Raw genomic sequence first — 20994 nt, 5'->3', positions numbered from 1 at the left:
TCAAAATAAATGACTTAAAGTTAGGTTTTTACACATTTTTTAATAATTTTGTTACATTAATCACTCAAAACTACTAAAAATGAAAAAAAACCTACTTTTTATTATGTTGCTTTTTATATCGATTTTTGCTTTTGGCCAAACATCAGAAAGAGAGCAAGAAGCAAGAAATTGGATTAAAGCCAATTTAAAAGAATTGAAAATTAGTTCTGATTCAGATATTAATTTACGTTTTGTACGTAAAAGTATATCTGGAGAAACTTTACGTTTCCAACAAATGGTCAATAACGTTCCAGTATTTGATACTGAAATTGTTGTACATTTCAACCCTAATGGTCAAGTTTCTTTTGGAGACCATAATATTACAAAAGAGATAGTTCAAATAAATACTATTCCTCAAATAACTAAAGAAAATGCTGTTTTAATCTCAGATAAAGAAATCGGAGTTTCAGGAATGGTTACTTTTCAAGAATCAAAATTATTTGTTTACAATAAATTAGCTACAACTCAATTAGTTTATAGAACTGTAACTAGTTTTGAAGAAAAGAGTGGTAGCTGGGAAGTTTTTATTGATGCTCAAAATGGAAATGTGTTAAGTGTGAAAGATATTGCAATTTATTGTGGTGCCGAATGTACTAATACACATAAACATTCAGAAAAAACTTCAAATAATCAAAAATACTTTATGCCAAAAGAAGCTAGTTCTACTTTAGCTTTTCAACCAGGAACGGCAATGGTGTTTTTATCAGATCCTCTTTCTTCTGCTCATGTTGCTTATGGTGGAAACTATGTGGACGGAGCTGACGATACAGATACTGCTGAATTAAATGGACAAAGAACATTAGTTAATTTACCCGAAGTTGATAACGTAGCTGGAACATTCAAATTGAAAAGCTCTTTTGTTGAAATTAAAAACTTAGAAAATCCAAATAAAGGTTTATTTACACAAGCAACTAATAATTTTTCGTTTACTCGTAATCAAGATGGTTTTGAGGCGGCTAATGTATTTTATCATACAGATAATAGTTTAAGATATATCAATCAAACTCTTGGTGTAAATTGTGTTCAAAATGTTGCAGCCTCACATGCAGGTGTTTTATGGTTTGACCCTTCTGGAGTTAATGGAGATGATAATTCATACTATACTAACGGAACCTTAACTTTTGGAGAAGGTTGTGTAGATGATGGAGAAGATGGAGATGTTATTTGGCATGAATTAGGACATGGTTTACATGATTGGTTAACTGGAGGTTCATTATCTCAAGTAAATGGATTAAGTGAAGGTTCTGGTGATTATTGGGCACAATCTCATAGTAGAGCCTTAAATCAATGGACTCCAGCTGATGCTGCTTATCATTATATGTTCAGTTGGGATGGTCATAATCCTTGCTGGGGAGGAAGAACAACTAATTCTGCGGCGCTTTATCCAGGTGGTTTAACTGGTAGTATTCATACTGATGGTCAAATTTGGTCAACAGTTAATATGAAAATTTGGGATGTTATAGGTCGTGAAAAAATGGATAGAGCATTTTTAGAGGGATTAGCATTAACAAATAGTTCTACAAATCAACAAAATGCTGCAATTGCTGTTAGACAAGCTGCAATTAATATGTGCTATACTTGTGTTGAAGTTAAAGCAATGACTGATAAGTATACTGCTGCAGGTTACACAATGTCTGCAGTGCCACTTAAAATTTGTTGTCCTTCTGATCAAACAGTAACTGCAGGTGCAGGCAATACTTATGTTGTTCCTAGTTTTACAAGTTTGTCGAATGCTATTAGTCAAACATGTACTGCGGTTGTGTCTCAAAGTCCAGCTGTTGGAGCTGTACTTGCTCCTGGGACATATCCTGTTACAATGACTGCCACTAGTGGAACTTCAGTAAATTGTGGTTTTAATTTAATCGTTGAAGCTAATTTAGGTGTTGATGAAGTGGTGAAAAATAATTTCATCGTTTATCCTAATCCAGCAAATACGACAATTACTATAAAAGGTGATAATATCGAAAATGAAGAAATTGAAATGTACAATATGTTAGGACAAAAAGTATTACAACGTTCATTAATTGCAAATGAATCGGTAATTAATATTTCTAGCTTAGCAAATGGTGTATATACATTATACTTTGTAAATTCAAAAATGTCTCAAAAAATTATTAAACAATAATTTTAAGATTATACTATATACTAAAGCCGAATTTTATTCGGCTTTTTTTATGAAATAAATTACCTTTGTGTTTTAGAAATAAACAAGATGAACAAACAACAAAAAATAGAAAATTTCGATCCATCACAACCTGGTTTGGCAGACGCAACCATTTTTGGATTACCATTTACAGCAGAAGAATCAGAAATTATTATCATTCCTGTGCCATGGGAAGTAACTGTAAGTTATGGAGCTGGAGCATCTGAAGGTCCAGATGCAGTTTTTGATGCGTCTTTTCAAGTAGATTTATTACACCAAGATTTTCCAGAATTATGGAAACTTGGAATTTATATGGATGAAGCACCAGAACAATGGGCGAAAAATTCAGAAAAGTATAAAGACTTAGCACAACCAATTATTGAGACTTTGGAAAATGGTGAGGATTTAGAAACATTTCCTGCATTACAAGAAGACTTACATAAAATAAATAAGGCGTGTAGAACTTTGCATACAGAAGTAAAAGACAAAGTTTTATACTGGCAAAATAAAGGTAAGAAAGTAGCTCTTTTAGGTGGGGATCATAGTACACCGCTTGGATATTATGAAGCATTAGCTACACAACACGAAAGTTTCGGAATTCTACATTTAGATGCACATATGGATTTACGTATTGCCTACGAAGGATTTACCTATTCACACGCTTCAATTATGTATAACACTTTGCAACTTCCACAAGTTTCAAAAATTGTTCAAGTTGGAATTAGAGATTTCTGTGAACAAGAAGTAGATGTTGTGAAAGATTCAAAAGGTAGAGTAGTCGTTCATACAGATTCTGATATGAAAGCAAAAGCTTTTGAAGGTCAAACTTGGAAACAACAATGTGAAGAAATTATATCTCAATTACCACAAAAAGTTACCATATCATTTGATATCGACGGAATGTATCCATGGTATTGTCCAAATACAGGGACTCCAGTTCCAGGTGGTTTTTCTTTTGAACAAGCAACGTATTTGTTTAATTTGTTAGCCAATTCGGGTAAAGAAATCATAGGTTTCGATTTAGTAGAAGTAGCTCCAGGTGAAAACGACGATTGGGATGGAAATGTGGGTGCGAGAATGTTATTCCATATGTGTGGAATTTTAGCAAAATCGCAAAAGTTAGATGTTGGTCAAAAATTGAAATTCTAATACTTTATTAAAGAATTATATAAACCGTATTGCGTTAATTTTTCGTTACTTTGTTAGATATTAATTTTTAAACCCTTTTTTATGAAAAACGCATGTGTATTATTATTCAGTCTATTACTTGTTTCATGCCAATTTCAAAATAAAGAAGAAATTGAAAAGGCGAAACAAGCTAGTATCGATTCTATGAAAACAGCAATGGAACAACAAAGAGTTGTAGATTCAATGCAAGCAGAATTAACTAGAGTTAATGAAGAAAAAGAAGCTGTTCAAAATTCAAAAACAGTCGTAGTTAACAATACAACTACACAAGCTGCTCCAAAAAGAAAAGGTATGAGTAATGCTGCTAAAGGTGCTTTAATTGGTGCTGGTGTAGGTGCTGCAACTGGAGCAATTGTAAGTAAGAAAAAAGGAACAGGTGCTATTATTGGAGGTTTAGCTGGTGCCGGAGTTGGTGCCGGAACTGGAGCTATAATTGACGAAAAGAAAAAAGAATAAAGAATATTATAAAAAAAAGCGCATGGTTTACTTTTAATCATGCGCTTTTTTTGTTTTCATAAAGTTTTGGTAACGATTAAAATGTAATAATTACTTTAAATTAAGGAATAAACCTTATTTTTGTAATCTTATTTATTAAGTAAAATTCATGCAAAATCCTAAAAAAATTGCGGTTGTAGGTTCTGGTTTAGTCGGAACTTTATTAGCAATATATCTAAAAAAGAGAGGTCATACTGTTCATGTTTACGATAGAAGTCCAGATATAAGAAAGATTAATTTCACAGGACGTTCTATTAATTTAGTATTGTCCGACAGAGGCGTAAAAGCATTACGTGATGTGGGCTTAGACGAAGAAGTTTTAGGTATTGGTATTCCTGTAGAAAAACGTGCGATTCATACTGGTGTAGATACCGTTAATGAGCAATTTTACGGTAAAGATGGCGAAGTTATTTATTCGCTTTCTAGAGGATTATTAAATAGAAAAATGGTTGACCTTGCTGAAAAAGCAGGTGTGGAATTTTTCTTTGAAGAAAAAGTTTGGGATGTAGATTTAACTACAGCTACCATTTCAATTGGTGAATCGGAAAGAGGAGAATGGAAAACTCGTGATTATGATTTAACTTTTGGTGCAGATGGAGCGTTTTCTAGAATTCGACACAAAATGCAACGTCAAAGCATGTTTAATTATTCTCAAGAATTTTTAAATATTGGTTATAAAGAATTAAATATTCCTGCTAACGCTGACGGCACTCATAAATTAGATAAAAACTCTTTACATATTTGGCCTCGTGGTAATTTCATGCTAATGGCTTTAGCAAATTTAGATGGAAGTTTTACTTGTACTTTATTCATGCCACACGATGGTGAAAACTCTTTCGAATCTTTAAAAACGAAAGAACAATTAGTAGATTTTTTCGCAAATCATTTTCCAGATACAGAAGCTGTTATTCCAAATTTAGTGGAAGATTTCTTTAAAAATCCAACCAGTTATTTAGTAACTATGAAATGTTTTCCATGGACTTTTAGCGATAAAGTGGCCTTAATTGGTGATGCTTGCCACGCGATTGTTCCTTTTTATGGACATGGAATGAATGCCGGATTTGAAGATATTACTGTGTTGGAACAAATGATGGAACAATATGGCGACGATTGGGCAAACTTGCTTAATGATTATGAAAATTCAAGAAAACCAAATGCAGATGCTATCGCAGAACTTTCGTATAGAAATTTCTTAGAAATGAGTTCTAAAACTGCAGATGCCAATTTCTTGCTTCAAAAGAAAATTGAAAAATGGTTTTCAGATAAACACCCAGAACTTTGGGTCCCATTATATTCTCGTGTAACATTTAGTCATCAACCCTATGCGGAAGCATTAGCAATTGGCGACAGGCAAAATGAAATTATGCAAGAAGTGTTGAAAATGGAAAACATTGTTGAAAATTGGAACTCAGAAAAAGTAGAAAATAAAATTCTAGAATTGCTAAAAGCTTAATGCCTTTTTTAATTTTTATAATTAGTTTTTGATAAATTGATACGTTTCTGTTTTTAAATTTTCTGTAATTTTAATAAAATAAATTCCCGAATTATATTTAGAAACATCAATTTCATTTATATTTTCATCTTGAAAAATTAATTGAGAAATGGAATTGTAAATTTCAATCGAAAATGTTTCGTCTTTAGTTTTTATTTTTAAAAAATCGGTTACTGGATTCGGATAGATGCCAAAACGATTACTTTCAAACTCATCTATACTTAATAAATTAATATATTGATTCGTTTGTTTGGTTACGCCACAATTTGTTACTGTTAATATAACATTGAAATTATCGATTGTAGAATAAGTATGTGTTGGATTCGTATCAGTTGAGGTTGTGCCGTCTCCAAAATCCCATAAATAAGAAGTTCCGCATGTTGAGGTGTTAGTAAACTGAAATTGTAAATTGTTAATTAAGTTGGAAGTAAATGATGCTGTTGTGTCAAAATCTCCAACATTCCATATGCTTAAATTATTATAAACAACTGTTTTTACAGCGTTTTTTATTATATCTGCATCAGCTACTGATAATGAAGAATTAAAAGTAATTAATTGAGGATTACTTCTAAATAACACGGTATTAAATGTACAAGCTGCAACATAAGAACCCGCTAAAGACGGATGACTTTCATCACCAGAATATAAATTTAAGGTTGGGTTATTGGTTCGTAAATGTCTCCAAACGGCGCCAACTGGACTTATAATTGCATTGTTTGAATTGGCCATTTCAATATAACGCTCACTCAGTAAGTTGTCCATTCCTTCATAAGTGCAAACTGGTGGGTAATCAGCACAGTTTTCGCTATCACCATTTTGTCTTCCCCAAGTCATATAAAAAACAGTTTCTGCACATGGATTATTTTGTAAAATAGTATTGTTTAATGATGTTGCAAATGGATAACAATTTGCCGTCACATAAGTTATCGGGAACGACGGAATCTGACTTTGTTCTTGTAAAACAACAAAATCCCAGTTGCCTTGTTGTATTTTTTGTAATGATGTGGTGTTAGTAGAATGTCCTTGAAAAGTATAACCGCCAGGCGTGTTACTATCAATAATTAAAGTATTACCAGTTGAAGCTGTAACTTGTTGTGTTAAGCCAGGTAAGTCGTTTACTCCTGTATAGCTGTTTCCTAAAAATAACACACGTTTTGTTATTTGACTAAAACTTGTAGAGGCTATTAATAGTGCTAAAACGTAAATTTTATTCATTTTTTTATTTCCCTTTTAAAACTCTCATTAAAACACTAAATGCACCACGAATAAAGCTAGCACTTGTTACTACTTTTACTACTGATTTTCCAATTACAGAAGCCGTGCTAGGTTCTTTACTTTCTTGTTTTTCTTCTTCCACTTCGGCAACTTCAGCAGAAATCTCTTCAATTTTTTTAGTTAAGATTTCATAAGCACTTTCTCTGTCAATTTCTTCAGCATATTTTTTAACTAATTTTGATTTCGAATTAATTGTATCAATTTCAGCATCTGTTAAAATGTCCATTCTGCTTTCTGGTGCGCGCATCATCGTTGCTGCCAATGGCGTTGGAATTCCTTTTTCGTTTAAAGCTGTAACTAAAGCTTCACCAATTCCTAATGACGTTAATAACTCCTCTGTCTTGTAAAATTCAGAAGTTGGATAATTATCAGCTGTTTGATTGATGGCTTGTCGGTCATTCGCTGTAAAAGCACGTAAGGCATGTTGAATTTTCAATCCTAATTGTGCCAAAACACCTCTCGGAATATCCATTGGGTTTTGTGTAATGAAATAAACTCCAACACCTTTTGAACGAATTAATTTTATAATGGTTTCAATTTGGTCTAGTAACGTTTTGCTAGCTTCATTAAATATAAGGTGTGCTTCATCAATAAAAATAACCAATTCAGGTTGTTCTACATCGCCTTTTTCTGGCATTTGGTTGTAAATTTCAGCTAATAAATTCAACATAAAAGTAGAGAACAACTTTGGTTTATCCTGAATATCGTTTAATCGTACTATATTAATGTAACCCTTTCCGTCTTCATCAATTCGCATTAAATCATCAATTTCAAAAGAGGTTTCTCCGAAAAAGATATCAGCGCCTTGTTGTTCTAATTCAATAATTTTTCTAAGAATCGTTCCTGTAGTTGCTGTTGAGATTTTTCCATACGATTCCGAAATTTCATCTTTACCTTCTTCAGTAATATAATTCATTACCTTTTTAATATCCTTTAAATCTAGTAATGGCATTTTGTTGTCATCACAATATTTAAAGATTACTGAAATGACTCCAGCTTGTGTGTCGTTTAAATCTAAAATTCGAGAAAACAAAACTGGGCCAAATTCGGAAACCGTTGCACGCAATCGAACACCATCTTGTTCAGAAAGCGTTAATAATTCTGTAGAAAATCCTTTTGGTGAAAATGGGATATTTAGTTTTGCATGTCGTTCTGTTATAAAACTTTTTTCTTCGCCAGATTGTGCAATTCCAGAAAAATCACCTTTAATATCCATCATTAAAACCGGAATTCCTTTTGCAGCTAATTGTTCAGATAAAACTTGAATGGTTTTGGTTTTTCCAGTTCCAGTAGCACCAGCAATTAATCCGTGACGGTTTAATGTTTTTAAAGGAATATTTATTGGCGTTTCGGCAATAGTTTCGCCATCTAACATTCCAGCACCAAGAGTTATGTAGTCTCCTTTTGATGTATAGCCGGTTTGTAATGCTGAAATAAAGTTTTCTTTTGACATTTTGATGAGTTTTGTTTATACAAAGATGAATTTTTTTTTAAAAACAATGAAATTTTATGTAACAAAAACAAATTTTGTAAGACTTTACATTTTCTTAACATTTAAAAAGGGATAAATAATGTTTTTTTATTGAATTATTAATAATCAAATGTGGTTAATTTTAAATATAATTTCAATATATTCGTTTTTTGGTACGATTGTTGCATATTTTCAAACCTGAAATGTAATTTTTATTAAATTAGTTTTTTTTTAAATTCTAATTCACATAAATTTGCGACTATCAAAATAAAATTGAAATCAAATAATTAATCAATTCAAACTTAAAATTTTAAAAAATGGAACAGGATTTAAACGTTTCTGTAGAGAACAAAGGAAGCAAAGGGAGTAGTGTTTTTGCAGCTTTAACTATTGTAATTTGTATAGTTATTGGAGCTTTATTATGGAATTTTGTAATGGGTGCACCAGCAAACTTCGTTAAAAATGATCCAGCTGGACAACCTTTACCAGGAAATTACTTAGGTATGGTTTATAAAGGAGGATACATCGTTCCTGTGTTAATGGGATTATTATTAATGACTATTGTTTTTTCTGTAGAAAGATTCATCGTTTTGAAAAAAGCAGCTGGAAATGGAAATTTAGATAACTTCGTAAAAGATGTATTATCTCAAATTAAAAGTGGAGATGTTCAAGGAGCAATTACAGCATGTGATACTCAAGAAGGTTCTGTTGCAAACGTAATCAAAGCAGGTTTATTAAAATCAGAGCAAGTTAAAAAAGACGGTTTAGATGTTGATACAGCTACTGAAAATATTAATAAGGAAGTAGAACAAGCAACTTCATTAGAAATGCCAATGTTAGAAAAACACTTAACTATTATTTCTACTTTAGTATCTATTGGTACATTATTAGGATTATTAGGAACAGTATCTGGTATGATTAAAGCATTCGCTGGATTAGCTGAAGGTACTCCAGACCAAGCAGAATTAGCAAATGGTATTTCTGAGGCCTTAATTAATACTGCAACTGGTATTTCAACTTCTACTTTAGCGGTTATTTCATACAACTATTTTACTTCTAAAATTGACACATTAACTTATTTTATTGACGAAGCTGGTTTCGCAATTTCTCAAGCTTACAAAAGAGCTAAAGGAGGAAACTAAGATTTCATAAAAATAAATTATAAAGTTAAAATAAAGTAAAATGGCAAATATAAAAACATCTAAAAAAAGCACAAGAATCGACATGACGGCCATGTGTGACGTTGCGTTTTTGTTATTGTCCTTTTTTATTATGACAGCAACAGCAAAAGTACCTGAGCCAAAGCCAGTAGATACGCCTGCGTCAACCGTTAAAGCAAAATTGCCAGAAAGAAATTTATTGACTATTACTATTGGTGATAGTGCAGTATATTTAGGAATGTCTGATAGAGAAACCAGAATTGCAGCATTAGAAGCTATGTCTTTAAAGTATGATATTGCTTTTACTCCTCAAGAAATAAATGAATTTTCTTTGTTAGATTCATTTGGTGTGCCTTTAGAGCAACTAAAGTCTTTGTTAGCGCTTCCAAATGCTCAAAGAAATAGACCTGGTACACAGTCTGGAATTCCTTATGCAGGAGATATTTCTGAAAACGAATTGTCTGATTGGGTTTTTTATGCAAGTGAAGCGGTTATCTTGGAACAACAAGGTAGAGGTGTAGAAAAATTAAAAGAAATTGAAGTTGCTATAAAAGGTGGTTCTAAAGAAAAATATCCAGTTGTAAAAAGAGTATTTGATATTCTTCAAAAGCAAAACGTGAATAATTTTTATTTAGTAACTTCATTAAGAAGTGAAGATTTTTAATTAAAATAAAAATATAACATGGCAGAATTAAATACCGGTGGCGGTGGCGGTAAAGGCGGTAAAGTAAGAAGTAAAAAATCGAATCCAGGAGTTGATTTAACAGCGATGGTAGATTTAGCTTTCTTGTTAATTACTTTCTTTATCCTAACAACCACATTGTCTAAGCCACAATCTATGGATTTGTCTTTACCAGATAATGACAAGCCGGATCCAAATTCAACTCCACCTGAAGCTCCAGCTTGGAGAACACTAACAGTGGTTTTGGGTAAAAATGATAAATTGGTTTATTATATTGGATTGACGGATGCTCCTTATGTTGATGCTGAAATTAACGGAAAGCCAAAATTGGAAAATTATGGTGGAAAAGGAATTAGAAAAGCAATTTTATCACATAACAAATATGTGTTAGAACATGTGGATGATCCAAATAAAGAAGGATTAACAGTTCTTATAAAAGCAAGTAAATCTGCTAATTATAAAAATGTTGTTGATATACTAGATGAAATGGCTATTATTAAGCCACGTTCATACTCTATTGTAGATGTAACTCCAGGCGATATCAAAATGCTTGAAGATAAAAAGATAAAATAACATAACTTTAAATATAAAAAATGAGTGTAAACGCAAACCTTAGCGAAGCTAGCTTAATAGACAATATATTCGAAGGACGTAATAAAAGTTATGGTGCATACGAATTAAGAACTAACAGTTCTAAAAGAACAGTTTTAGCTTTAATTTTATCTTCTATATTTTTCATTGGATTGGTTGTTGCTTTGTATCTTTCTATGAAAAGTAAAGAAAAAGTAGAAGAGAAAATCACTAAAGTGGAACTTAAAAAAGTTAATACACCACTTAAAAAAGAGGAAAAGAAAATTCTTGAGGAAATTAAAAAAGAGATTCCTATCGAAAAGGTAAAATCTGTTGTTGACATTGTTAAAAATGTTCCTCCTGTTGTAGTTGCTAAAAAAACTACAGATAAAGAAATTCCTCCAACTGACGAATTCAAAGATAAAAAAACGGGTTCTGATGATGTAAAAGGTGATGCTACTGCTCAAAAACAAAAAGAAGGAGAGCAAGCAGAAGAAGATCAAAAAGGAGATGATACAGATTATAATGCAATTTTTACATCTGTACAAGTTCAAGCTTCACCTCCTGGTGGAATGAATGCTTTTAGAAAACAAGTTGGAAGTTCATTCCGTTTACCAGAAGTAGATGAAACTACAACGGGTACAGTTATTGCGAAATTCGTAGTATGGGATGATGGTTCAATTAGAGATATTGTAATTGTTAAAGAAAGTCCAGCCGGTTTAGGTTTAGGAAAAGAAGCAACAAGAATTTTATCAAAATCTCCAAAATGGACTCCAGGTATATATAATGGTAGAAGTGTAAAACAATACTATACATTACCTATTTCAATTCAAATTACTGCTTCAGAATAATATGAATTGGTTAAATAATTTAAAACAGAAATCGCCCAAACAGCGATTTCTGTTTATTTTAGGGCTTTTAATATTTTGTTTTTATTTGCTTTTAGCCTATTTAGTTGCCTTCTGGGATGACTTTCCATTAGAAATTACTACTACAGGAAGAAGAACAATGGGTGGTTTATTAGTATTGTATGCTAGCTTTAGATTTTACAGATTAATTAAAAAAGAGGATGAGTAATATGAAAAAAACTTTTCTAGTTATATTCTTTTTAAGTTTCGCATTTGGTTTTGGGCAGAATAGTACAGCGCCAAAAGAAGCGCCAATTGTTGCAGATAGTAATACTACTTTGGTTGAGAAAAAAGCTGAGCCAATAGGAGGAATTAAGAAGTTCTACACACAATTATCTTCAAATATGATAGTTCCAGAAGTTGAAGTTGCAGGAGTATATAGAACTAAAGTAAAGTTTGTAGTAAATCAAGATGGAAGTCTTTCTGATTTTCAAATTTTAGAAGAAACACCATCGAGTGTTGGATTAGGTCAAAATGTAATCAGATATTTGAAAAGTATAGAAAATTGGATTCCTAGCGAATAAAACGGGAGAAAAGTTAGAACGTATTTTATATTACCTGTTGCTTTACAAATTGAACCTGAAATTGAATCAGATATAAATAAAAAAGACTGACATGAAAAAAATAATTTCCATATTTGTTGTACTTCTTTTAGTAGTTTTCGCTTGTAAAAAATCGGAAAACGCAACTGAAGACGAATCTTACGTAAAAGGTAAAGCGGATATTTATGTAGATGAATCGTTATTGCCAATTGTGGAAGATCAAGAATTGGTTTTCGAAAATAAATATCAAAAAGCCGATATAAAGCTTATTCCTCAATCTGATTCAGATATTGTGAATTTATTACTTCAAAGAAAAATTGATATTGCCGTTTTATCTCACGAATTAACTCCAACCCAAGAAAAGACTTTGAAAGACAGAGATGTAATTGGAAAAAATACACCTTTTGGTTCTGATGCCATTGCACTAATAGTAAATCAAACCAATTCAAAAGTTGCTATTACTACTTCTGAAATCTTCGAAATATTAAAAGGCAAAAAAACAGACTATCAATTTGTTTTTGATAATGAAAACTCAAGCGCTTTAAGTTACTTAATGAATAAAGCAGGTGTTAAATCTTTACCAAAAAGTGTGACAGCACTTAAAAATAACTTAGAAGTTATTAAATTTGTTTCCGAAAATAGTAATTCAATTGGTTTTGTAGGCGTAAATTGGTTGTTGAACCCATCGCTGGAATTAGAAAGTACCGTTAAAAAAGTAAATGTTTTAGCCGTTGGTTCAACAATTGAAAATGCTGTAAAGCCAACACAGGAATACATTGAAACACAGGAGTATCCGTTCGTAAGAAAAATTTATTTGTTAAATTATCAAGGAAGAACAGGTTTAGGCATGGGATTTGCTTCGTTTATAAAAAGCGAAGTTGGACAACGCATTATTCTTAAATCAGGATTAGTGCCTGTTAAAATTCCAACACGAGAAATCAGAATAGTAAAAAATAATAAAAAGAAATAAAAAAGTAGAAATGAAAACAGTTATTTTATCAAGTTTTGCCACTATTTTTACTACACTAGTAGTAAACGCTCAAGATATCGAGCAGGTTAAAAAAACAATCGATGCAGAAAAATTTTCTGATGCCAGAAAATCATTAAAATCTATGGTTGCCTCTTCACCAGATAAAGGTAAAAATTACTTTTATTTAGGTCAAGTGTACATTGCTTTAGAAAAACAAGATTCTGCAAGAGTGTATTTTGAAAAAGGTAAAACTGCAAAAGATGCAGGACATTTAAATTTAATTGGTTTAGGTCAGTTAGAATTATTAGATGGTAATAAATCTGCAGCAGAATCTCATTTTACGAATGCATTAGCATTTGCCAAAAAGAAAAATACTGAGGAGCAAATTTTTATTTCTCAAGCTTACTTAAAAGCAGCTACACCTGATAATTCAAAAGCATTAGTTGCTGCAAAAGCAGCTGTTGCTAGTGATCCAAAATCAGCTTTAGCTCAAGTGGCTTTAGGTGATGCTTTCGTTGCAAATAGAAATGTAAATGATGCATTCGTTGCTTACAGATCTGCGGGTGAGTTAGACAAAACATTATTAAAAGCACCAATGCAATTGGCTGTAATTACTAGAAATGCTCAAGCTTTCCCGGAAGCAATGAAAGCATTCAATGATATTCTTGCAGCAAATCCAGGTTATGGTCCAGCTTACAGAGAAAAAGCAGAAACAAACTTAGCTTGGGCTTATGCAAAAAAATCTCTTTTCGAGGAGAAAATTGCTGCAGCTTTAGAAGACTATAAAAAATACATGAGCTTAACTGATGTTTCTACTGATGCAAGAATAAAATATGCCGACTTCTTAATTTTATCTAAAAAATGGAAAGAATTAGAAACAGAAGCTTTAGCTATTCAAAAAGTAGATAAAGTAAATCCAAAAGTGTATAAATATTTAGGATATGCATATTCTGAAAATGGAAACCCAGAAGGAGCAATTAAATCTTTAAATGATTACATGTCTAAAGCTGATGCTAAAAAAATTAACGGTAAAGACTATTTATATTTGGCAAAAGCTAAATTAGCAACTTCTATGGACGATAAAGGAATCGTTACGAATCAAGCCAAATTTAATGAAGCAATTGCAGATTTAACTAAAGCTGCTGAATTAAATCCAAATTTAAATTCTGAATTTACTGAAATTGGTATTAAATTATATTCAGGAAAAGCGTATTTAGAAGCTTCTAAATTATTTGAATTAGCAGTTAAAAACACAAACTCTAAAAGTTATGCACGTGATAACTATTTGTTAGGAAATTCAATTTTGTATTATGCGGAAAGTAAAACTGCAGCACAAAAAGCAGCTTTAACTGCTGAATTTGCAAAAGCAAACAATGCGTATGCTGAAGCAATTAAAGCATCTCCAAATGTTGCAGATGTTTATTTCTACAAAGGACAATTGAACAGAGTAATTGGGACAAAAGAATCTAATGCGCAAGCGGTTTTAGATTATGAAGGTTATGTAAAAACAGTTATTGCTAAAGGTGATGCTGAGCTTTCAAAGCCTGCTGTTAAAGAAAATCTTTTTGAAACATATTCTTTCATTGGAGCAAATTATGCAACAACTGATAAAGCAAAAGCAATCGAAAATTTCAAAAAAGCAGCTGAGATTAATCCAAACGATACTTTCGTTAGAGAATCTTTAAACGCTTTAAATAAATAATAAAACTATAAAAATTTAAAAACCGATAGCGAAAGTTATCGGTTTTTTTGTTTGAAGCCATTTCCAGCTTTCCATTATAGTTGTTCTCCTAAATAAGTAAAAACTAAATTTTGAAATAAGCTTCCGTGGGTCGCTTCTTCCAAAAAAGTTTTTATCTCATTTATTTCAAACAAGCTACCATTGCAATCTGGGCTAATCAAGTACAAACTCAACTCCAAGAATCAAATCAACGCAATCAGTTTTAAAAAAAACTTTGTGTCTTCGTGTCTTCGTGTCAAAACAAAAATACTTACCTTTGCATCCAATAAATAAAATATGCTTAATAAAGAAACTCAAATATTAGTGAACAAAGGCGAAATGCTTCCGTTAATGGAAGAGTTTTACACCATTCAAGGCGAAGGTTACCACACAGGAACTGCTGCATACTTCATTAGAGTAGGTGGTTGTGATGTAGGTTGCCATTGGTGTGACGTTAAAGAAAGCTGGAATGCTGACTTGCATCCACCAACTTCTGTTGAAACCATTGTTACTAATGCAAAAAAATACGCAAAAACAATTGTGATTACTGGTGGTGAACCCTTAACTTGGGATATGAACCCAATTACAAAGCAATTGAAAAATGCTGGATTGCATGTTCATATTGAAACTTCTGGTGCTTATGACGTAACCGGAACTTGGGATTGGTTTTGTTTGTCTCCAAAGAAAAATAAATTGCCAGTAGAATCTGCTTATGCCATTGCAAACGAATTAAAAGTTATCATTCATAACAAACACGATTTCATTTTTGCTGAAGAACAAGCAGAAAAAACCAATAAAAATGCCATTTTATTTTTACAACCAGAATGGAGTAAAAAAGAAGAAATGACACCACTAATTGTAGACTATGTAATGAATAATCCAAAATGGAGAGTATCTTTACAAACACATAAATATTTAAATATACCTTAAAATGAAAAAGATTTTTATTATTGCCGCACTTGTTTTTTCAATTCAGTTCTCGTTTTCTCAAAATGAGGCTTTTAAAGCTGATGTAATGAAATTAATTGAAAAATCTGGAGCGAATGGATCAATGGATTCTGCTAAAAAGCAAATTTTTAATATGATTCCTGAAGAAAGCCAGGCAGCTTTTTCTAAAGATTTTGACGCTACTTTACCTAAATTGTATGATAAATTAGCTGTTGTTTATATGGAAATATACACACATCAAGACATTAAAGATTTATTGAAATTCTATGAAACACCAATTGGAAAAAAAATGTCTTCAAATACTGGATTGCTAATGGAGAAATCTATGGCAATCGGATCTCAATGGGGACAAGATGAGCTTCAAGCAATTGTTCAAAAATACATGAAACAATAAAGCTAAATATACCAAATATAAAAAATCCAAATTTCAATCTATTGCATTGGAATTTGGATTTTTTTATTGTTTCTAAATTGAAAGCTTGGCTAAATAATCAAAATGTTCACCTTCAGTAATTAATTCACATTGTAATCCATTTGCAATTGCTGCATTTTGAAGTGTGTTGTAGTCTAAATACAACCACGGGAAAGTATCATCAGTTTCTCCTTTATATTGAACATTAAAAGTCAATTCGCCATAATAGCCATCTGCAGGAATACTATATGCACCATCTTCATCCTGGTCAAACATATAAATTAAATCAGAAGAATCAATTAGAATTTGGCCACCTTCATTTAATAACGATTTTAATTTCTGCAAATATTTCGCCGTTTCATTCAAAGTTCCGAAAATTCCAGTTCCATTCATTAAAAGTAAAATCGTATCATATTTGGTTTCGGTATCTAAATCTAAAATATTTTCAACTTTCACATTATTTATCCCACGAAGTTGACACGCTTTCACAGCATTTTCAGAAATATCAATGGCAGTAACCTCTAATTTTCTTTCGTTTTGTAATTCTAAAGCATGACTTCCAGCGCCACAACCCACGTCTAAAACTTTACCTTTTGCTAGTTGTAACGCTTTTTGTTCCAACTTTGGCATTTCGTTATAAGTGCGAAATAAATACGCAACGCTCATTTCATCCGCTTCAGAAATAGAAGTTTCCGTAATTAAATCTTCAGGAGTATTATCGGTTTGGTAATCTAATATAGCTTTTCCGAAAAGGTCTTTCATTTTTTATATTTCAAAATTCAACATTCGTTATTCTTAAATCAGCATTCAAAATCGTAGCTTTGCAGTTCATTCTGATACGACATGTTAAAACCAGCATTAAACGAAATTCAAAAACTAGCCAAAGATACGCATATTGAAAACAAAAAATATTTCGATAAGCTAAAAAAACGTGTGCCTAAAAATTTAGATTATGTGATGCAAGATTTACATGATGCCGAATTTAAGAAAACCGATTGTTTAGAATGCGCGAATTGCTGTAAAACAACTGGTCCATTATTTACTGATGCCGATGTCGAACGAATTTCAAAACATCTAAAACAAAAACCACAACAATTTATCAATCAGTTTTTACGTATAGATGAAGACAATGATTATGTATTAAAATCGGTTCCGTGTACATTTTTAGATTCAGATAATAAATGTTTTATTTACGATGTTCGTCCGAAAGCTTGTAGAGAATTTCCGCACACCGACAGGAAAAAGTTCAATCAAATTACCGATTTAACTTTGCTAAACGTAGCAATTTGTCCAGCAGCTTTTAATATTGTAGAAAAAATGAAATTAAAAATTGTTCTTTAAATTATAAATTATGGCAAAATTTCAACCCATCAGACCAATGATTTGGACCGATAAACTGGAAGAAACCATCGAGTTTTATGTAAACACTTTAGGTTTTATTTGTGGAGAATATAATAAAGATTGGAACTGGGCCTCATTATATAAAGAGGAAGCCGAAATTATGATGGCAGTTCCAAATGAACATATGGTTTTTGAAAAGCCAATTTTCACTGGTTCGTTTTATATAAATGTGGACCAAGTGGAAGAACTTTGGAACAATTTAAAAGACAAATGTAAAATCTGTTATGAAATGGACGACTTCCCATGGGGAATGCGCGAATTCGCTATTTATGATAATAACGGATATACGCTACAATTCGGACAAGATATTAGTATATAAGATACTTTTTTCTCATTTCCTTAAAACTATTCAAACCAGTTTCCCAGCTTTTTCTAATTTCTTTTTCTGAAACTCCACTAACAATTTGTTCTTGTAGTTTTTTAGTTCCAGCCAATTTGGTAAAAAAATCATTAAAGAAAACCGCTTTATCAGAAGTATCCGAATAGGCTTTCAACAACCATTTCAATTCTAAACGTTTTACTTTTTCAATTTTGGTTAAGTCTTCTCCAGTACACAACACATCTTTATGCATCGGATCTTTCGCGCCAAAATTAGAAATAGGAGTGAAGCTAAAATTGAAATTAGTTAAAAAAGGAGAGCCATAAATCTGAAATTGTTTTTCAGTTCCACGTCCTACGCTTACATTCGTACCTTCAAAAAAGCACAAACTCGCATATAAATTGATTGCTTGATCATTTGGTAAATTAGGAGATGGCTTCACAGGTAAGCTATAAACCATATCTCTTTTGTAATGCTGACAAGGAATAACTTTCAACTTACATTGAATAGCTTGCCCTGAGCTTGTCGAATGGGTCAACCATTTTTCACCATTAATCATTTTGGCATATTCACCAATTGTCATTCCGTGTAAAACGGGAATAGGGTGCATGCCCACAAAACTTTTATGTTCCATTTCTAAAATCGGACCATCAACAATAGTTCCATTAGGATTCGGCCGATCTAAAACTATTAGCTCAATGTTGTTTTCTGCGCAAGCTTCCATCACATAATGTAACGTAGAGATATAGGTGTAAAATCTCGCACCCACATCTTGAATGTCGAAAATTATTACATCAATATCAGCTAATTGCTCAGGTTTTGGTTTTTTGTTGTTTCCGTAAAGGGAAATAATGGGTAAGTTCGTTTTACTATCTTTTCCGTCTTTAATCATTTCACCTGCATCGGCAATTCCTCTAAAACCATGTTCAGGAGCATATATTTTTTGAAGATTGATTTGTTTTTCCAATAAGAAATCAACCAGATGTTTTTTATTTTCAACTATTCCAGTCGGATTCGTAACAATTCCAACTTTCTTATTGGCTAATAAAGGTAAGTATGCGTTATAGTTTTCAGCACCAGTTTTAAACTTTCCAGCTTTTGGAAGTGTACTAGTAGTTTGGGTCGTGTTATTAATAGTTGCACTTGTATTGTTTTTAGTTGTAGAACATCCAACTAAAATTAATAGTGTAGAAATAAATAAAAACGTATTTTTGAACTCAAATGTCATATGTCTATAATTTTTGTTTTTTATTTGTCATATGTTATTCGCATATCATCAATGGTGTTTGCGACCAATTAAATCTTATGCTCATTTCATATAAAAGTATATTTTGAATTTAGAATATTTTATTGCGAAACGACTTATTGTTTCTAAAAGTTATAAAAGTAGTGTTTCTTCTCCAATTATAAAAATTGCAATTTTAGCTATTGCCTTAAGCATTCTTATGATGATTATGTCTGTGGCAACAGGTGTTGGCTTGCAAGAAAAAATTCGTGAAAAAATTTCTGCATTCAATGGTCATGTGATTGTTTCCAACTTCGACGACAACCAATCCCAAGTTACAGCGGAACCTATTGATTCAAAATTATTACCAGTTTCCCAACTTAAAAAGAACAGTTTCATCACACATGTGCAACCCATAATTACAAAAGGCGCATTAATAAGAACTGAAACAGATGTAGAAGGAATTATTTTCAAAGGTGTCGATGCTTCTTATCAATGGAAAAACTTAAAAGAGTTTTTGGTGGAAGGGAAAATCCCGACCTATAAAGAAGGTGATATTAACGAAGTATTGATTTCTCAGTTTTTAGCAAACCGATTAAAATTGAAAGTCGGAAGTTCTTTCAATACCTTTTTTATGAAAACGCAAGGCAAATTGCCAAGTATGCGAAAGTTTAAAATTGCCGGAATTTATAATTCTGGATTTCAAGAATTCGATTCCTCTTATATAATAGGTAACATAGAACATTTACAACGAATCAATAAATGGCAGCCAAACCAAATTGGAGCCTATGAAATTTTCATCGACGATTTCTCTAAACTAGATGAACGTGCTGAAGAAATTTACAAAACCATTCCGCCTACATTTAATAGTGCATCTATTTCTGAAAAGTATTTCAGTGTTTTCGAATGGCTAAAACTTTTCGATTTCAATATTTTGGTCATCCTTATTATAATGATAGGTGTGGCAACCATAAATATGGTAGTCGCTTTATTGGTTTTAATATTAGAACGCACCCAATTAATAGGTATGTTAAAAGCATTGGGCGCGAGCAATTGGTCGGTACGTAAAATATTCCTTTATAATGCTGCTCATTTAATTTCAAGAGGATTACTTTGGGGTAACGGAATCGCCATCTTATTATTGGTATTACAAAAGAAGTTTGAAATCATTAAACTGAATCCCGAAAGTTATTATGTCTCTTCAGCGCCTGTAGATATAAATTTACTACACATATTATTATTAAATATCGGTACTATATTAATATGTGTGCTGGTATTGTTAATTCCATCTTATCTAATCACAAAAATTTCTCCAATCAAAGCGTTGAAGTTCGATTAGAAATTTATTCTGTTTTTTTACACTATAATATATACGGTTGATGTTTTGTTACATCAGCCGTTTTTTATTTGAAACATTATATTTCTACTATTATATATATAGGTGTGATTTTTCAGAAGCTATTTCCTGCTATCTGCTATATCTTTTATTTAATTTTGAAGAATTAAATAAAAGGATGCCGCTCCTATCAGGGCTAGAAACCTGTTTTCAGAAGAAATTTAGTGATTCACAAAGAGTGTAGCAACAGAAAAACAAAGAAAGACAAGCTATTTTTCAAAGAATCCACATAATTTCAAACACCATCATTCCTTTAAATCACGACTACCAACCGCCAAAACCCCAAGTAAACGATAAACTGCAAAATAAATCGATGATTGTAACTTCCTGTAAAACAAAAGATAACAAAATACTTTAAAAAAAGATTAAGTTTATGTTAGGAATTTCGAATTAAAGTGCTAGTTTTGCACCCGCAATGAGAGAGAAGTTCTTTATATAATGATAAGCAAATCGGAAAAAATATTTTTGAAAAAAGATAAAAAAAGATTTGGAAATTAAAATATAAAGATGTTATCTTTGCACCCCGCAAGAGAGGGAGTTCTTACAAATAATGATTGATTAAAACGGGATGAAAATTTTCTCAAAAAAAAGTTTCAAAAAGTTTTGGTAATTAAAAAAAAGGTTCTACTTTTGCACCC

Annotated in this window: 21 protein-coding genes; 17 read left to right on the top strand and 4 right to left on the bottom strand. The window is 31.8% G+C overall.

Annotated features, from left to right (window positions below):
- Positions 1-79 precede the first annotated feature (79 nt).
- The 4 genes from BMX42_RS11480 (at position 80) to BMX42_RS11465 (ending at position 5318) form a co-directional block, all read left to right on the top strand.
- The gene (locus BMX42_RS11480) at positions 80-2164 is read left to right on the top strand and encodes a T9SS type A sorting domain-containing protein (RefSeq protein ID WP_091314232.1); all 2085 of its coding nucleotides are present in this window, start codon (positions 80-82) and stop codon (positions 2162-2164) included.
- A gap of 87 nt (positions 2165-2251) precedes the next feature.
- A complete protein-coding gene (locus BMX42_RS11475; RefSeq protein ID WP_091314227.1) occupies positions 2252-3331 on the top strand; it encodes an agmatinase family protein in 1080 nt (359 codons plus the stop codon).
- Positions 3332-3412: 81 nt separating this feature from the next.
- Positions 3413-3826 (top strand): YMGG-like glycine zipper-containing protein, encoded by a 414-nt coding sequence (locus BMX42_RS11470; protein WP_091314223.1) that lies wholly within the window; start codon positions 3413-3415, stop codon positions 3824-3826.
- A gap of 148 nt (positions 3827-3974) precedes the next feature.
- Positions 3975-5318: an FAD-dependent oxidoreductase gene (locus BMX42_RS11465; RefSeq protein WP_091314219.1), complete on the top strand. Its 1344-nt coding sequence runs from the start codon at positions 3975-3977 to the stop codon at positions 5316-5318.
- Positions 5319-5339: 21 nt separating this feature from the next.
- On the opposite strand, the gene BMX42_RS11460 is transcribed toward BMX42_RS11465, so the two are convergent.
- Both BMX42_RS11460 and BMX42_RS11455 read right to left on the bottom strand, forming a co-directional pair.
- Positions 5340-6572 (bottom strand): T9SS type A sorting domain-containing protein, encoded by a 1233-nt coding sequence (locus tag BMX42_RS11460; protein WP_091314216.1) that lies wholly within the window; start codon positions 6570-6572, stop codon positions 5340-5342.
- Positions 6573-6576: 4 nt separating this feature from the next.
- On the bottom strand, positions 6577-8085 hold the full coding sequence (locus tag BMX42_RS11455) for a helicase HerA-like domain-containing protein (protein ID WP_091314213.1): 1509 nt from the start codon (positions 8083-8085) through the stop codon (positions 6577-6579).
- Between the two features lie 335 nt (positions 8086-8420).
- Between BMX42_RS11455 and BMX42_RS11450 the strand changes: the two genes are divergently transcribed.
- The 10 genes from BMX42_RS11450 to BMX42_RS11405 all read left to right on the top strand — a co-directional run bounded on the left by BMX42_RS11450 (position 8421) and on the right by BMX42_RS11405 (position 15997).
- Entirely contained in the window at positions 8421-9245 is an 825-nt protein-coding gene (locus BMX42_RS11450; RefSeq protein WP_091314211.1) for a MotA/TolQ/ExbB proton channel family protein, read from the top strand.
- A 40-nt stretch (positions 9246-9285) separates the two neighbouring features.
- The gene (locus BMX42_RS11445) at positions 9286-9927 is read left to right on the top strand and encodes an ExbD/TolR family protein (RefSeq protein WP_091314207.1); all 642 of its coding nucleotides are present in this window, start codon (positions 9286-9288) and stop codon (positions 9925-9927) included.
- Between the two features lie 18 nt (positions 9928-9945).
- Positions 9946-10518, top strand: coding sequence for an ExbD/TolR family protein (locus BMX42_RS11440; RefSeq protein ID WP_091314204.1), 573 nt, complete (start codon positions 9946-9948; stop codon positions 10516-10518).
- Positions 10519-10538: 20 nt separating this feature from the next.
- Entirely contained in the window at positions 10539-11366 is an 828-nt protein-coding gene (locus tag BMX42_RS11435; RefSeq protein WP_091314200.1) for an energy transducer TonB, read from the top strand.
- Positions 11367-11451: 85 nt separating this feature from the next.
- Positions 11452-11592: a hypothetical protein gene (locus BMX42_RS14585; protein WP_218141447.1), complete on the top strand. Its 141-nt coding sequence runs from the start codon at positions 11452-11454 to the stop codon at positions 11590-11592.
- A gap of 1 nt (position 11593) precedes the next feature.
- Positions 11594-11947 carry a hypothetical protein gene (locus BMX42_RS11425; protein WP_143055645.1) on the top strand — a complete coding sequence of 118 codons (354 nt, stop codon included), beginning with the start codon at positions 11594-11596 and terminating at the stop codon, positions 11945-11947.
- A gap of 91 nt (positions 11948-12038) precedes the next feature.
- Positions 12039-12935 carry a PstS family phosphate ABC transporter substrate-binding protein gene (locus BMX42_RS11420; RefSeq protein ID WP_091314189.1) on the top strand — a complete coding sequence of 299 codons (897 nt, stop codon included), beginning with the start codon at positions 12039-12041 and terminating at the stop codon, positions 12933-12935.
- Between the two features lie 10 nt (positions 12936-12945).
- Positions 12946-14637, top strand: coding sequence for a tetratricopeptide repeat protein (locus BMX42_RS11415; RefSeq protein ID WP_091314186.1), 1692 nt, complete (start codon positions 12946-12948; stop codon positions 14635-14637).
- A gap of 315 nt (positions 14638-14952) precedes the next feature.
- Positions 14953-15585, top strand: a complete 633-nt coding sequence (locus BMX42_RS11410; protein WP_091314182.1) for a 7-carboxy-7-deazaguanine synthase QueE — start codon at positions 14953-14955, stop codon at positions 15583-15585.
- Between the two features lies 1 nt (position 15586).
- Positions 15587-15997 carry a DUF2059 domain-containing protein gene (locus tag BMX42_RS11405; protein ID WP_091314179.1) on the top strand — a complete coding sequence of 137 codons (411 nt, stop codon included), beginning with the start codon at positions 15587-15589 and terminating at the stop codon, positions 15995-15997.
- A gap of 72 nt (positions 15998-16069) precedes the next feature.
- Here BMX42_RS11405 and BMX42_RS11400 read toward each other — a convergent pair whose 3' ends face one another.
- Positions 16070-16777, bottom strand: coding sequence for a class I SAM-dependent methyltransferase (locus BMX42_RS11400; protein WP_091314175.1), 708 nt, complete (start codon positions 16775-16777; stop codon positions 16070-16072).
- Positions 16778-16858: 81 nt separating this feature from the next.
- Here BMX42_RS11400 and BMX42_RS11395 point away from each other — a divergent pair, with 81 nt between their 5' ends.
- Positions 16859-17356, top strand: a complete 498-nt coding sequence (locus BMX42_RS11395; RefSeq protein ID WP_091314172.1) for a YkgJ family cysteine cluster protein — start codon at positions 16859-16861, stop codon at positions 17354-17356.
- A gap of 10 nt (positions 17357-17366) precedes the next feature.
- Positions 17367-17735, top strand: coding sequence for a VOC family protein (locus tag BMX42_RS11390; RefSeq protein ID WP_177169166.1), 369 nt, complete (start codon positions 17367-17369; stop codon positions 17733-17735).
- Here BMX42_RS11390 and BMX42_RS11385 read toward each other — a convergent pair.
- Entirely contained in the window at positions 17725-18963 is a 1239-nt protein-coding gene (locus tag BMX42_RS11385) for an exo-beta-N-acetylmuramidase NamZ family protein (protein WP_091314165.1), read from the bottom strand. The genes BMX42_RS11390 and BMX42_RS11385 overlap by 11 nt on opposite strands.
- 103 nt (positions 18964-19066) lie before the next feature.
- Between BMX42_RS11385 and BMX42_RS11380 the strand changes: the two genes are divergently transcribed.
- A complete protein-coding gene (locus BMX42_RS11380; protein ID WP_091314164.1) occupies positions 19067-20299 on the top strand; it encodes an ABC transporter permease in 1233 nt (410 codons plus the stop codon).
- Positions 20300-20994 lie beyond the last annotated feature (695 nt).

The organism is Flavobacterium terrigena (assembly GCF_900108955.1).
GTDB lineage: Bacteria > Bacteroidota > Bacteroidia > Flavobacteriales > Flavobacteriaceae > Flavobacterium > Flavobacterium terrigena.
This window is presented reverse-complemented; position numbering and strand designations above follow the sequence as displayed.